Origin of the sequence: Halomonas sp. BDJS001 (genome assembly GCF_026104355.1) — a bacterium.
Lineage (GTDB): Bacteria > Pseudomonadota > Gammaproteobacteria > Pseudomonadales > Halomonadaceae > Vreelandella.
Genome location: NZ_CP110535.1, coordinates 2,320,950 through 2,334,890, shown reverse-complemented (window position 1 = coordinate 2,334,890; position 13,941 = coordinate 2,320,950). Strand labels below are relative to the sequence as shown.

The 13,941-nt window shown below is 55.2% G+C and carries 14 protein-coding genes, 1 tRNA gene and 3 pseudogenes; 10 read left to right on the top strand and 8 right to left on the bottom strand.

Features of this window, described 5'->3' with window-relative positions:
• Positions 1–17 precede the first annotated feature (17 nt).
• Together OM794_RS10705 and OM794_RS10700 are read right to left on the bottom strand one after the other, a co-directional pair.
• Positions 18–94 (bottom strand) — tRNA-Pro (locus OM794_RS10705).
• 36 nt (positions 95–130) lie between these two features.
• On the bottom strand, positions 131–289 hold the full coding sequence (locus OM794_RS10700; RefSeq protein WP_211594296.1) for a hypothetical protein: 159 nt from the start codon (positions 287–289) through the stop codon (positions 131–133).
• A 14-nt stretch (positions 290–303) separates the two neighbouring features.
• Here OM794_RS10700 and folD point away from each other — a divergent pair, with 14 nt between their 5' ends.
• Positions 304–1,173 carry a bifunctional methylenetetrahydrofolate dehydrogenase/methenyltetrahydrofolate cyclohydrolase FolD gene (folD, locus tag OM794_RS10695; protein WP_211594295.1) on the top strand — a complete coding sequence of 290 codons (870 nt, stop codon included), beginning with the start codon at positions 304–306 and terminating at the stop codon, positions 1,171–1,173.
• A 37-nt stretch (positions 1,174–1,210) separates the two neighbouring features.
• The gene (mtnN, locus tag OM794_RS10690; protein ID WP_226249917.1) at positions 1,211–1,918 is read left to right on the top strand and encodes a 5'-methylthioadenosine/S-adenosylhomocysteine nucleosidase; all 708 of its coding nucleotides are present in this window, start codon (positions 1,211–1,213) and stop codon (positions 1,916–1,918) included.
• 60 nt (positions 1,919–1,978) lie between these two features.
• Here mtnN and pyrC read toward each other — a convergent pair.
• Positions 1,979–3,115, bottom strand: a pseudogene (pyrC, locus tag OM794_RS10685) (dihydroorotase); the annotation flags it as partial.
• Between the two features lie 123 nt (positions 3,116–3,238).
• Here pyrC and OM794_RS10680 point away from each other — a divergent pair.
• The 3 genes and pseudogenes from OM794_RS10680 (at position 3,239) to OM794_RS10670 (ending at position 5,515) form a co-directional block, all read left to right on the top strand.
• Positions 3,239–3,655 carry a hypothetical protein gene (locus OM794_RS10680; protein WP_088701491.1) on the top strand — a complete coding sequence of 139 codons (417 nt, stop codon included), beginning with the start codon at positions 3,239–3,241 and terminating at the stop codon, positions 3,653–3,655.
• A 7-nt stretch (positions 3,656–3,662) separates the two neighbouring features.
• A pseudogene (locus tag OM794_RS10675) lies at positions 3,663–4,932 on the top strand (ATP-binding protein).
• Between the two features lie 43 nt (positions 4,933–4,975).
• Positions 4,976–5,515, top strand: coding sequence for a response regulator transcription factor (locus tag OM794_RS10670; RefSeq protein ID WP_211594291.1), 540 nt, complete (start codon positions 4,976–4,978; stop codon positions 5,513–5,515).
• Between the two features lie 200 nt (positions 5,516–5,715).
• Here the strand turns inward: OM794_RS10670 and OM794_RS10665 are convergent, their stop codons facing one another.
• Together OM794_RS10665 and hybE are read right to left on the bottom strand one after the other, a co-directional pair.
• Positions 5,716–6,489, bottom strand: a complete 774-nt coding sequence (locus OM794_RS10665; protein WP_226249914.1) for a 3-hydroxybutyrate dehydrogenase — start codon at positions 6,487–6,489, stop codon at positions 5,716–5,718.
• Positions 6,490–6,566: 77 nt separating this feature from the next.
• Positions 6,567–6,992 (bottom strand): [NiFe]-hydrogenase assembly chaperone HybE, encoded by a 426-nt coding sequence (hybE, locus tag OM794_RS10660; protein ID WP_211594289.1) that lies wholly within the window; start codon positions 6,990–6,992, stop codon positions 6,567–6,569.
• Positions 6,993–7,174: 182 nt separating this feature from the next.
• Between hybE and OM794_RS10655 the strand changes: the two genes are divergently transcribed.
• Together OM794_RS10655 and OM794_RS10650 are read left to right on the top strand one after the other, a co-directional pair.
• The gene (locus OM794_RS10655; RefSeq protein ID WP_035579179.1) at positions 7,175–7,438 is read left to right on the top strand and encodes a GrxA family glutaredoxin; all 264 of its coding nucleotides are present in this window, start codon (positions 7,175–7,177) and stop codon (positions 7,436–7,438) included.
• A 104-nt stretch (positions 7,439–7,542) separates the two neighbouring features.
• On the top strand, positions 7,543–8,310 hold the full coding sequence (locus OM794_RS10650; RefSeq protein ID WP_226249913.1) for a DUF1338 family protein: 768 nt from the start codon (positions 7,543–7,545) through the stop codon (positions 8,308–8,310).
• 45 nt (positions 8,311–8,355) lie between these two features.
• Here OM794_RS10650 and OM794_RS10645 read toward each other — a convergent pair whose 3' ends face one another.
• Together OM794_RS10645 and OM794_RS10640 are read right to left on the bottom strand one after the other, a co-directional pair.
• Entirely contained in the window at positions 8,356–9,018 is a 663-nt protein-coding gene (locus OM794_RS10645; RefSeq protein WP_088701497.1) for a CoA transferase subunit B, read from the bottom strand.
• A 66-nt stretch (positions 9,019–9,084) separates the two neighbouring features.
• On the bottom strand, positions 9,085–9,783 hold the full coding sequence (locus OM794_RS10640) for a CoA transferase subunit A (protein WP_064232851.1): 699 nt from the start codon (positions 9,781–9,783) through the stop codon (positions 9,085–9,087).
• Positions 9,784–9,948: 165 nt separating this feature from the next.
• Here OM794_RS10640 and OM794_RS10635 point away from each other — a divergent pair, with 165 nt between their 5' ends.
• From OM794_RS10635 to OM794_RS10625, 3 genes are all read left to right on the top strand, one after another.
• Positions 9,949–10,854 carry a LysR family transcriptional regulator gene (locus OM794_RS10635; RefSeq protein WP_211594286.1) on the top strand — a complete coding sequence of 302 codons (906 nt, stop codon included), beginning with the start codon at positions 9,949–9,951 and terminating at the stop codon, positions 10,852–10,854.
• Between the two features lie 95 nt (positions 10,855–10,949).
• Positions 10,950–11,831, top strand: coding sequence for an acyltransferase (locus OM794_RS10630; protein ID WP_211594285.1), 882 nt, complete (start codon positions 10,950–10,952; stop codon positions 11,829–11,831).
• Positions 11,832–11,944: 113 nt separating this feature from the next.
• Positions 11,945–12,742, top strand: coding sequence for a LysM peptidoglycan-binding domain-containing protein (locus OM794_RS10625; protein ID WP_226250041.1), 798 nt, complete (start codon positions 11,945–11,947; stop codon positions 12,740–12,742).
• Between the two features lie 80 nt (positions 12,743–12,822).
• Here OM794_RS10625 and gcvT read toward each other — a convergent pair.
• Positions 12,823–13,934: pseudogene (gcvT, locus tag OM794_RS10620) on the bottom strand (glycine cleavage system aminomethyltransferase GcvT).
• Positions 13,935–13,941: the final 7 nt, after the last annotated feature.

The window sequence follows — 13,941 nt, the reverse complement described above, 5'->3', positions numbered from 1 at the left end:
CTTTCATGCTAAGTGAATGGTCGGGATGGAGGGATTCGAACCCCCGACATCCTGCTCCCAAAGCAGGCGCGCTACCAGACTGCGCTACATCCCGATTTTTATCACCTTAGACGCTACCGTGCTGCCCGTCTCAAGCGAGGCATATATTACTATTTTTAATTTTAAAGTCAACCATTAAAGTGATTGTTAGTGAAGGCGCTTTGCCTGGATGCCCCAGCATGCGAAAATTGCCGTCTTTAAAGCGCTGCTGCATGAGCGCTTTACTGCCTAGGCCATTTTTAACATCCACAGGGATTCCATTACATGACCGCCCAACTAATCGATGGCAAAGCCATCGCTGCTAATGTCCGCCAACAGGTTGCCGAAAAGATCGCCCTACGCCGTCAAGCTGGCGGGCGGGCACCAGGACTAGCCGTGGTTGTGGTCGGGGACGATCCCGCTTCCCATGTATATGTCAGTAACAAGCACCGTGCCTGCGAGCAGGCAGGCATTATCTCCTTTCAGCATGCCCTGCCCGCTACAACCTCTCAACATGAGCTGGAAACCCTGGTTGACCAACTCAACAGCGACCCAGCCATTGATGGCATCTTGGTTCAGCTACCGCTGCCCAAGCATCTCGACGCCGGCCCCATTTTAGAGCGCATTCTGCCGGGCAAAGATGTCGATGGTTTCCATCCCTACAACATTGGCCGCTTAGCCCAACGCATGCCTGCTCTGCGCCCCTGCACGCCTAAAGGGATCATGACCCTACTGGCCCAAAACGACATTGCACTTCGCGGCTTGGATGCCACCGTTGTGGGCGCCTCTAACATTGTTGGCCGCCCCATGGCGCTGGAGCTGATGCTGGCGGGTTGCACCACCACCGTCTGTCACCGTTTTACGCAAAACCTTGAAGACCACGTTAGCCGTGCCGATATTCTGGTCGTGGCTGTCGGCAAGCCGGGGATCGTTAAGGGGGAATGGATTAAACCGGGCGCTATTGTCATCGACGTAGGCATCAATCGCCAGGACGATGGCACCCTAATAGGCGATCTTGATTTTGCTGCTGCCGCCGAGCGCGCCAGCTTTATCACCCCGGTGCCAGGGGGCGTTGGGCCAATGACTGTCGCTACGCTGCTGGAAAATACCCTGGAAGCCGCCGAGCAGCACGACTTAGCGACCGATCACGCCTGAGTTAAACATCACCCTTTTTATATAGGAGCATGGCGCAGTGAAGCGTATTGGTATTATTGGCGCAATGGCGCAGGAAGTAAGCACCTTAGTGAGTCAACTGGACACCCCCCAGCGCTACGAGCATGCAGGCTTTGTCTTCCATACCGGAACGCGTTATGGATTAGAGATCGTAGTCCTGCAGTCGGGGATAGGTAAGGTCAACGCCGCAGTGGGCACGGCTATATTGTTAGAGCGCCATCAACCCGATGCCATTATCAATACCGGCTCCGCCGGAGGCTTTGCCACCGATTTAGCCATTGGCGATGTGATCATTTCAGATGAAGTGCGCCATCACGACGTTGACGCCGTGGTGTTCGGCTACGAGATAGGCCAGGTACCGGGGATGCCCGCGGCTTACTTAGCCGACACAACGCTAAGGGAAATCGCGCGCAACGCCATCGCGTCATTAGGTGAAGTCAAGGTGCGTGAAGGCTTGATTGCCACCGGTGACGCCTTTATGAGCGACCCCACCCGGGTAGACGCTACCCGCGCTCAGTTTCCCAGCATGCTGGCAGTAGAGATGGAGGGCGCCGCCATTGCCCAAACGTGCCACCTTTACCAGTGCCCTTTTGTGGTTATCCGTGCGCTCTCTGATATTCCCGGCGGTGGCGACAACCATCTCTCCTTCGATGAGTTTCTGGAAGTGGCCGCCGACCACTCATCGCGCATGGTTGATCAAATGCTTAAGCAACTTGGCAGCGTATAACGGGCTTACTTGGTGTTCGATGCCGCCGACGTTAAAGTCGTCGACGGCATCCGCTACCCGCTAAGACTTAATCGCCCAATTCAGCGTCTCCCCCGCCAGCAGGGGGATGATTTGCTCCCCCTGGGCGTAAGGGTAACTTTCCGGCAGCGTCCAACTCCGCCGCTCAAGCGTGATGGTGTCCGGGTTAGGTGTTAGCCCATAAAAACGCGGCCCATTAAGGCTGGCGAAGGCTTCCAACTTGTCCAAGGCATCCATTTCATCGAAAGCGATGGCATATAGCTCAATGGCCGCGGGGGCAGTATAAGCACCGGCACAGCCGCAGCTTGACTCTTTAGCCCCCTGGGAGTGCGGTGCACTATCGGTACCCAAAAAGAACTTATGGCTGCCGCTGGTAGCTGCTTTTAGTAGCGCCTGGCGATGCTGCTCACGCTTCAGGATCGGCAGGCAGTAGTAGTGAGGACGAATGCCTCCGACCAGCATTTTGTTGCGGTTAAACAGCAGGTGATGGGCGGTAATGGTGGCCGCCACACTGTCCGGCGCTTGTGCAACAAACTCAGCAGCCTGCTGGGTAGTGATATGCTCACACACTACTTTCAGCGTTGGGTGGCGTGCCATCAGTGGCTTCATCACTGTTTCAATGAATACCGCTTCGCGATCAAAAATATCGATCTCTGCATGGGTGACTTCACCGTGCACCAGAAGCGGCATGCCCACCTTAGCCATCATCTCAATCGTTGCGTCACAGCGAGCTAGATCAGTCACCCCTGAATCGGAGTTCGTCGTTGCACCCGCCGGGTAGAGCTTCACCGCTTTAACAATGCCACTTTGCGCCGCACGCTCAATCTCTTCCGGCGGAGTTGTATCAGTGAGGTAAAGCACCATTAAAGGCTCGAAGGTACTGCCCGTGGGCAAAGCATCGAGAATACGCTGACGGTATTCAGCCGCCTTGGCAGTCGTAGTCACTGGCGGGGTGAGATTGGGCATAATAATCGCCCGCCCCATTTGCGCAGCAGTATGGCCGACTACCGCTTTAAGCGCTTCATCGTCGCGCAAGTGAAGGTGCCAATCGTCGGGGCGGGTCAGTGTTACGGTGTCCACGGCAAGTCCTGTTGTGGTGTGAAGACAGATATAATGCAGCGTGTACAGTATACGCAATTGCGCGATGGGATAAATCCACTCCTCAGACGCCCACACCCTCGTCCAAGTGTCGTATCATGTCGCTGCTTTTTAAGACACGGCTATTTTAAGACTCAGCTCGAACAGTTACTTTTACACGCTTTTATAACAGTTGGTTTTTTGACGCTAAGGATTCGGTTGTTTATGCAGAACGTGCGGCGCTATGCGGATATTATTGCCAGCCTGGAAGGGTTGATGTGGCTAAGTCTCGCCTGGTCAATTTCACTCTCCGTTCATATGGGCAGCACGGAACCCACTCTCGCCAGCCTATTGGTGATCGGGGCCCTGGTGGTTATTTGCTGGGCGCATCGGCCGCTACGCTACTTGTTGGGGCGCTACCATATCCGCAAACGGCGCACCGATATGTGGATTCACACCCTGGCGCTACCGCTGCTACTGGCGATGTTTTTCCACATAATGATTGAAGCGTTACTGGGTAGCGCCTGGCTTCCACCTAAAATGCTGCTGTTCAATATCTTGGCTTCTGCAGGCTGGGCAACTTACGTCATGACCCTGCTGATTAAATTTATCATTCATGGCTTTAAAGCCAGAACCAAGTAAGCCCATCATGCCGACTGCCCTTCCCTTCCGCTCTCTACCCCCAACCGAAATCTGGTGCGCCTGACTATTGTCCGTGGCATTACGTGGACCGGTTTTTTACTGGCGATTGTGGTGGGCGTAGAGCTGCTGGCCTTCGATCTACCGGTAACCGCTGTGGTGAGCGTGGTTATTTCCATGGGCGTGCTCAATATCGCCACCTGGTGGCGCCTGGGCCGCCCACGTGCGGTGACGCATCTAGAGTACTTACTGCACTTACTCGCCGATATCACGGGCTTAACACTTCTGTTCTACTTCTCGGGCGGTTCCACCAACCCTTTTATTACTTACTATCTAGTACCGGTTACCATCGCCGCCGCCACACTGCCCTGGCGCCACGCCTGGATCATCGCCGCCTGTTCCATGGCAGGCTATACTTTTTTAATGTTCTCCTACTACCCGATTCCCCAACTGGGCCATATCAATAGCGATAGTCCCTTGAGTCTGCACATATTGGGTATGTGGCTTAACTTTGGCCTTTCAGCGGGCCTGGTGACATTTTTTATCTACAAGATGGCTCATGCGCTGCGGAGCCGTGATCAGGCACTCTCCCGCACGAGGGAAGCCGCGCTGCGTAATGAGCAAGTGCTGGCGGTGGCTACCCAAGCCGCAGGTACCGCCCATGAACTGGGCACCCCTTTGTCTACCATGGCAGTTCTGCTCAAAGAGATGCAGGCCGATGCCCCCGCCGATTCGGCGCTCGACCAAGACATCAATTTACTTCGTCAGCAGGTAGACGTGTGCAAATCACGTCTGCAAAATTTAGTCTCTAACGCTGACCGTCGGCGCATGGCGGAACCCGAAGTGCTGGATGCGCAAGTGTGGTTAGCAGGGGTTGTACAGCGCTGGCTGGTGCTGCGCCCGGATGTGAGCCATCAATTCGATGTGGCGGAGAAGCGCGGAAGGCCTTGGCTGGCCGTCGATGCCACCCTCGACCAAGCATTAACCAATTTGCTCAACAACGCCGCTGATGCGAACCCTGAACACATTGCCATACGCTTGGACTGGCAGAGTGAGAGCGTGGTGATTGATATACGCGACCATGGCCCAGGTGTCGCCATGTCGATTGCCGACCAGCTGGGGGAGACGTTTATTTCGACGAAAGCAAGGGCATGGGCATCGGGCTGTTTTTAACCCATGCCACCATCAATCGCTTTGGTGGCGGCGTAAGCCTGTATAATCACCCGGAAGGGGGCACGCTTACGGAAGTTACGCTGCCTCGCTGTGCGTCGCCAAACTAAACGCGACCGCCCCAAGCACCGCCAGGAATGGATTGAGGACAACATGCAAACGCGAGAGCAACGACTGCTGATCATTGATGACGACGAAATGTTTTGCCATGTGCTGAACCGTGCCCTAACCCGCCGCGGTTACGAGGTCATCGTTGCCCACGACGCAGAGCAGGCCCTGACCATGGCGGCACAGCATGCGCCCACCATGGCGACCCTTGACTTAAAGCTGGAAAACAGCTCAGGCCTGAAACTCCTTCCCGAGCTACTCTCCACCGTCCCACAGTGCCGTATAGTAGTGCTGACCGGCTACTCGAGCATTGCCACTGCCGTTGAGGCAATGAAACTCGGCGCGGTTAATTACTTGTGTAAACCGGTGGATGCTGATGACGTTTTAATCGCTTTTGAGCGCCAAACTGGCGATCCGGATATTGAACTGGCTGACAATCCGCCCTCGATTAACCGCATCACCTGGGAGCATATTCAGAAAGTGCTGCAGGAGCACGACGGCAATATATCCGCCACCGCACGGGCACTAGGCATGCACCGCCGCACCCTGCAGCGCAAACTACAAAAACGCCCGGTACGGCGTTAAATTGACCAATATCAACTGGCTAAATTGCACGCCTGGGTGCTGAAAAGACAGGTTTCCGCGAGGGCGCTACTTACGCCATCTAACCGCCATAAATGCCGGAAATGTAGGGAACATTTTTCGGCCATGGCGTAAGACCCTCGCTCCAACCTGCCTCTCAACCATTCATTAGCCTTGAAACCGCGCACTTAAGAAACGAGAACTTAATGCGCCGTCCAGCCTAAATCGATATTAAAGCTTGAGCCAGTCACGGCACCGGCGGCGTCAGATGCCAGGTAAGCAACTAGCTGCGCCACTTCTTCAGGCTCGATCAAGCGCTTGATCGCGGCCTGTTTGAGCATGACTTTTTCGATCACCTCCTGCTCCTCCATACCGTGCAATTTAGCCTGGTCGGCGATTTGGTTGTCCACCAGCGGGGTCTTGACATAGGCAGGACATACCGCATTCGCCGTGATGCCTTGTTCGCCGCCCTCCAGCGCCGCCGTTTTGGTCAAACCAATCATGCCGTGTTTGGCGCTGATATACGCCGCTTTTCCTGGCGAAGCCACCTGAGCATGTATCGAGGCTACGTTGACGACACGCCCCCAGCCCTTTTCACGCATATGCGGCCAAGCCGCCTGTGTGAGCAAGAAAGGCGCCGTTAGCATCAAATCCATAATCTGACGCCACTTCTCCTCGGGGAAGGTCTCAATCGAGGCAACGTGCTGAATCCCAGCGTTATTGACCAGTATATCCACACCGCCAAAACGCTTGACCGCATCGGCCACCGCCGCCCGGCAGGCATCAGGGTCGGTTAAATCCGCTTCAAAGAAAGCCGCGCCTGCTTGTTCAGCGACCGCCTTACCCGCCGGATTAAAATCGACGGCAAGCACTTGATGGCCCAACTCACAAAAGTGCTTAACCACAGCGGCACCAATCCCGCTGCTGGTACCGGTGACCAGCGCAACTCGCGGCGTTGTAACGGCTTGGGAAGTCATAGGCAATTTCCTTTTCACTACGTGGATGGGAGTTCTATAGAAAGTTCTGTTCGTAGCATGCTTGTCAGTATAGCTATCTAAGCGTTAGAGACTTCAGCGGGTTGCATTAAACGCGCCATCATTTGCTGCGCCAGCCTTGCGGCCTCCTGCATGCTCTCCAGCGCGCTTAAATCACCCAAAATCGCGCGTTTATAGAGTTGGTAGCCGCCAGGTAAAAGCTCACGGGATAGCCGATAAGCCCCTGAGGGCAATGAGAGCGTCAACGTCTCCGCCATGGACTCAGCCCGCAGAGCTGGTTGGGGCACAGCTACCAACCAAAGTTCACAAGGTGTAATCAACGCACCCACCAGGTGCTCAGCGCCGTAATGCTGAAAGCATAGCGCATCAACCCCTAAGCGCGGGTTCCAGTCACTTTTCTGTTTCATTGACGGCAAGTGCGCATCTCGGTACGCCTTTGCCACTTCAGCAAGGAGAGCATATTCGTCAGCGGTAAGCGTTTGCATAGGCTTAATCGTTTTCCCAGATGATAACGGGCATTAATGGTTCATGTAGCGAGCTGCTATTGGCGAAACAAGCTCCGGTCAGCCACAATGGGCGCTAATTTGTCGCTCAGCCAACGGCTATTTACCCTTCAGTGGCTGCCCACTTGGTTACTTATTCTGCTTATCGTAAAGGAGTACCCGCTATGTTTGTGGTTATTTTTGGTCGGATGTCATGCCCTTTCTGTGTGCGCGCTAAACAGCTTGCCGAGCACTTGGAAAAAGTCGGTAAAATTGAGGGCTATCGCTATGTGGATATGCCTTCCGAAGGGGTAACGAAAGAAGATATTGCCAAAACGGCAGGCAAACCCATTCACACCGTTCCTCAGGTGTTTGTCGATCAAGCCCATGTGGGCGGCTTTACTGAATTTGATCAGTTTGTTCGCGACCAGCAGTTGCTTGCCGTTTAACCGCTCGTTAATACGCGTTGAACCCTTGCTTACCTCGCTTGCCTATACTGAGCAGTTACTTAATGGCTCACGCTAGGTGTGCCAATTTAGGCAAGGAGTTCACCATGCAGCGTCAGGAGTTTGTTCAGCAGCTGTGGCTAGACTATGTACATACCCATCCCGATATCGGTGCGCTTAGGCTGTGGCCATTATCAACCGCGGCCGAATATTTAACGCTGGTCACCCTCAATTACGGCCCTTTTACCGCTGCCGCACTTACCGGCAACTTGGCTCATATGGGCTATCGCCGGATGGGCCACTACGCCATGGCCGATAAAGGATTACTTGTGCAACTGCTCGCACCCAGCGATGGCAGCAGTTGGCTGGTGCTAGCGGAGCTGCAAATAGGCACACTCTCCAAGGCGCCACGGGAAGCCATTGAAGGGTTGGTGCAACAATCTCATCCTCAGGACTGCAAGGGCCATAACTTGCTCTGCCGTGGCCGCCCCTGGCCAATGCCAAGTTGGTCGCTTTATCAGCAGTTGCAGCAAGCGCATCCATTAGCGGCCTGGATAGCAGTGATGGGCCCCCGACTACATCATGCTGGCTTTGATTGCGGGCAGCTTGGGGAGCCCTTGGAGGCGCTGGATCAACGCCTCAACGAAGTGGGCATGCCAAGCCTGCAGGGGCAGCAGAACGGCGTTTTTACAGTGTCGTCACTGCTGGATCACCGTTTTTACCCCACCACGCCGCAGAAAACAGTTTTCGCCGATGGCGATGAGCATCGTCTCTGCCTGGGGGGGCTGGCGCTCGTCCAAAAGCACGTTGAAGATAACCATGAGCGAATTGCCGATATCCTGCTTCCCCACCACACGCGCTGTGAGATGGCTTGAGACGCTAGCGGCATAAACACTAGCGTCTACGGGGAGTGGTGGTTATTAGGCGTCAAACGTCATCTCGGGAACATGGTCAGGCACAATTAGCTTGCCCGCCGTTTTCTCGACGATCTCCTCAACGCTTACGCCCGGTGCGCGCTCCTTGAGAATAAAGGCACCATCTTTTATTTCAAGATAGGCGAGATCCGTTAAGACGCGGTTAATGCAGCCTGCGCCGGTTAGCGGCAGTTCGCATTTCTCCAGCAGTTTGGACTCGCCGTGCTTCGAGGCGTGGGTCATGGTGCATATAATGTTTTCAGCACCGGCGACGAGATCCATAGCACCGCCCATGCCTTTGATCAGCTTGCCAGGAATCATCCAGGAAGCGATGTTGCCCTGCTGATCCACTTCAAAAGCCCCCAATACGGTCAGATCAACGTGACCGCCACGAATCATCGCAAACGATTCTGCGGAAGAAAAAATCGCCGCGCCTGGGCGAACCGTCACCGTCTCTTTACCCGCATTGATCATATCTGCATCAAGCTCGTCTTCGGTGGGGTAGCGGCCCATCCCCAGCAGCCCGTTTTCGGATTGCAGCATGACATCGATGCCATCCGGGATGTAGTTGGCAACCAGGGTGGGAATACCAATGCCCAGGTTGACGTAAAAACCATCTTGAAGTTCTTGAGCGACACGTTGAGCCATCTGTTCGCGCGTTAAAGCCATGGTAGTTTCCTCTTGCTGAATCGTTAAATGAGAAGCGAGTGTTACGACGTTTGAAGCCGTGGCGGTTTAACTACGCACCGTGCGTTTCTCTATCCGCTTCTCAAACGTGCCTTGAATAATCCGATCCACATAGATGCCTGGGGTATGGATTTGGCTAGGTTCAAGCTCACCCGGCTCAACGATCTCTTCAACTTCCACCACGGTAATTTTCCCTGCCGTGGCGGCCATGGGGTTAAAATTTTGCGCCGTATGGCGATACATCACGTTGCCATAGCGATCCGCCTTCCAGCCTTTCACAATGGCAAAGTCACCTACGATGGCTTCTTCTAAAATACAGTGTCGCCCATTAAATTCGCGAACCTCTTTACCCTCACCAATCGGAGTGCCATAGCCGGTGGCGGTGTAAAAAGCGGGAATGCCGGCGCCACCTGCACGCATTTTTTCCGCCAAGGTACCTTGAGGCGTTAATACCACTTCAATTTCATCATTGAGCATTTGCTTCTCAAACAGGGCATTTTCACCTACGTAAGAGGCCAGAATCTTACTGATTTGACGATCTTCCAGCAGTATCCCCAAGCCAAAACCATCGACACCGCAGTTATTCGATACCACGGTAAGATCATTAACGCCGCGGCGCTTGATCTCGGCGATCAGGTTTTCAGGGATACCGCAGAGTCCGAAGCCACCGGCGATGACGGTCATGCCGCTCTCGATGCCTTCCATCGCCTCTTCGTAGGAAGCTACACGCTTATCGAATCCTGCCATTGTTGTGCCTCACATTGTTGTTGATGATCACTATTAGCGTAGATGAGCGCTGCCCAAAATACGCGAACTGACGCTAACGATAGTGTCAGTGTTGTGCGAGATGATATATTTGTTAAGTTTGTTTTTCTTATCAATTTATTTTTTAAACTTATAAAAGGTACTTTAATGACCGTCAAACAGCTACGCGCCTTTCTGGCGGTCGCCCAATCCCTCAGCTTTACCCAAGCCTGCGAGCGCCTGCACCTATCCCAACCGGCGTTAAGTCTGGCGATTAAAGGCCTGGAGGAGTCCCTGGGTGGCAAATTGCTGATTCGCAGCACCCGTAGCGTCAGACTAACCCCTGAAGGTGAGTCGCTGCTACCGCTAGCCAAACATCTGCTGGCCCAGTGGGACAATACCGAGGAGCGTTTGCGCCAGCGCTTCACCCTCCAACTGGGGCGTCTCAGTGTGGCGGCAATGCCCGCCTTTGCCGGAAACTTACTCCCGGCGGCGCTGGTTAAATTTCGCCAACAGTACCCCAAAATCAACATTACGGTGCACGATGTCATCAATGAGGAGGTCACCGCCATGGTGCGCTCCCGACAGGTAGAGATGGGGATCGCTTTTTCGCCGGAGGGTACCGGCAGCCTGCTGTTTACGCCGCTGTTTGAAGACCATTTTGTGGCGGTTGTACCGCCTGACTCTCCGTTAACCCACTCTTCCCAGCTCGCCTGGTCAGCACTGCTCGACCACGATTTCATTACGCTTCAGCGCCCCTCAATGGTGCGACGCTTACTGGAACAGGAACTGGGTAAGCAGCATATGGCGCTAACGGTGGCCTTTGAGAGCCACCAGCTCTCCACCGTGGGTAGAATGGTAGCCGACGGCCTGGGCGTCAGCGCGGTGCCTTCCATGTGCATTCGCCAAATGCACGAAGTGGGCGCCCGCTGCATACCGCTAACGGCGCCCGCTATCTCCTGTCGAGTCGGCATCCTGACCCACCAGGAGCTCTCTGTCGCTGCCCATGCACTGCGCACCGTACTGCTTGATACCGTTCAAGCGCCCTCACTCTCTCGTCTAACACCAGACTAAGTTGATGTGATGCACAGGGTTTCTGCTGGGCAGCGTGGCTAGGATCATTTAGCATTCAGTATTACGCTATGAGTTTGATGGTAAGGAAACGCGGTATGCCTATTTTTAAGGGGCTGGTTAGCGCACTGCTGCTAACGCTCAACACGCTGTTCTGGGGCGTACCTCTCATTCTGCTGACACTACTGAAAGTCATCGCCCCAGGGCAACGGCTTAGACAGTTAGTGCTGCGGGGGCTAAATGGGGTCGCGCTAAACTGGATAGGCGTCAATCTCTGGTGGATGCGCCACTGGCTCAAGCCCGTGCTACACGCCAGCGTCCCCGACCATTTGAGCCCGCAGCAGTGGTGGCTGGTCATTTCCAACCACCGCAGCTGGACAGATATCTTTATGCTGCTAATGGCGCTGCACCGGCGTATCCCCATGCCACGCTTTTTCCTAAAACGTCAATTAATCTGGATCCCCATTGTGGGGCTGGCTTTTTGGGCACTGGAATTTCCTTTTATGCGCCGCTTTAGTCGCGAACAGATTGCCAAAAATCCAAAGCTGGCCACCATTGACCGTGCCGCTACCGAGCGGATGTGTCAGCAGGCGCGCCTCTCACCCATTGCCATTTTTAACTTTGTCGAAGGCACCCGCTTCTCGGTTGCCAAACGCGATGCCCAGCAGAGTCCCTACCGCCATTTATTGCGCCCCAAAGCAGGCGGCATTGCCCAGGTACTTAGTCTGCTAGGCAACCAATTGGATGGTATCCTGGATGTGACGATCAGCTACGCCAACCCCTCGCCGACATTTTGGGGCTTTTTATGCGGCAAGGAAGCGCCCGTCACACTGCAGGCACGGCAACTCAGCATTCCTGAGTGGATGTACGCATCAGATAACCACGAAGAAAAGCAGCATAAGGAACGCTTCCACACATGGATCAATGCACTCTGGTTGGAAAAAGATGGCATGCTGGACAGCCGAACCGATCACGACTAGCTGGATGGCTCACCGTTTGGCTGTTAGTGGGGCTACTCACCGGTTGCTCCAGTGCTCCTCCATCATCCCAGCGAGCGGCTGCTCCCAGCGCCAGCCAGATTAGCGGTGACTGGGTGCAAGTGCAGCGTGGCGATACGCTGGGTAAACTGGCGGCCCGAGCTAACGTGCCGCTGGAGCGTTTGGAGCGTTTTAACCCTGGTGTTAATGCTCGTCGCCTGGAAATTGGCCAGCGCCTGCTCATTCCCACTCAACAAGAGCGGGCACCTTCCGGGGGCCCCTACCGCTACCAAATCCGTCCTGGCGATACGTTCTCGAGTATCGCCCGACACTTTGGCACCACCAGTGGCCGCATTCAGAGCGCCAACCCTAGCGCCTCTCCCACTAATTTGAGAATTGGCCAAATAGTCAGTCTACCGCTAAGTGGTTCAGCGACGCGCAGCTCATCGCAAGGCTCGGCAAGCAGTAGTAGTGCATCAAACGCTAACAAGCCTGCCACTGCACCCACCAGTAGCGCGCCCAGTCAGACACTACCCTCTTCAGCCCGGCGCTGGCCCTGGCCGCTGGATGATTATCGCGTGGTTCGTCGCTTCGGGGCGGACAGCCGTGGCACTCTTCAGCCCATGCTGCTGGCTACTCAAGCCGGTGCCCAGGCTAAAGCCGTCGCCCCCGGTGAGGTGCGCTTTGCCGACGGTATGCGTCAGCTAGGTGAAGTGGTGATTGTGCACCATGCCGACAATCTGCAGACCGTGTACGCCCTTTGCGAGCGGATTTTGGTCGAGGTAGGCAAACAGGTGAGCACCGGGGATCCGCTCTGCGAGGTAGGTCAAAGCAGTGCCACCCAGCGCTATGATCTGCTCTTTGATCTGCGCCAAGGTGGCAAGCCCATCGATCCCAAGCAGGTACTGCGCTAAAACAGTTGCTTGGTCATACTGTTCTTAATAAAACAGCGGCCCCCTACATAAGCGGGGGCCGCGGGACAGTGGTAACACCTTTATCCCCGGTAGTAGCCCGGTTTTACAAACGGCATGGGAGTCACCACCATGGGTAGCTGCTTACCGCGTACTACCGCGAACACGACACTTTGCGGCGCTTCCAGCTCGCGACTGACATACCCCATCGCCACCGGCTTACCGACACTTGGGCCAAAGCTACCGGAGGTTACGCTGCCTATTTCGTTGCCCGCCTCATCAACCAGCGGTGCACCCTCGCGCACCGGCGCCCGACCTTCAGCCAATAGCCCAACGCGCTTGCGGGTGTGATCCTTGGCATCGACCTGATGAAGAATCACGTCTGCCCCTGGAAACCGCCAGGCCGATCACCATCACGGCGACGCGGCTTGCCGATTGCCCAAATCAGACCCGCCTCCACCGGCGTGGTCTGCTCATCCATATCGTGCCCGTATAGGCATAAACCCGCTTCCAAACGTAGCGAGTCACGCGCTCCCAGGCCAATCGCTTCGACTTCAGGCTCGGCCAGCAAACGCTCGGCGAACGCTTCACAGGCATCGGCAGCGACAGAAATCTCAAAACCATCTTCGCCGGTATAGCCGCTGCGGCTCACCCATACTTCCTGCCCGGCAATGGTGAAGCGGGCATGCTGCATAAACACCAGCTCACAGGCTTCAGGGCAAAGCCGCTGCATCACCTCCCGCGCCTGGGGGCCCTGCAACGCCAGTAGGCCACGATCCAAAGGTTCAATCGTATGCGTTGAGGCCAAATTAAGCCGCAGGTGCGCCAAATCCTGATCTTTACAAGCGGCGTTCACCACCAAATAGAAGTGATCGCCTGCATTGACCACCATCAGGTCGTCAATAATGCCGCCTTCAGCGTTGGTGAACAGCCCGTAACGTTGCCCCCCCTTCTCAAGGCCCATTAAATCAGCAGGAATCAAGGTTTCCAGAGCTTCGGCCACGCTGTCACCGGAAACGCTGATTTGCCCCATATGGGAGACATCAAACAGCCCGCACTTATGGCGGGTATGCTCATGCTCTTTTTTGACCCCCAACGGATACTGCACCGGCATATCGTAGCCAGCAAAAGGTACCATCTTGGCGCCTAGCTTGAGGTGCAGCGCATGCAGTGGCGTTTGCTTTAATTCAGACATAGGGGCT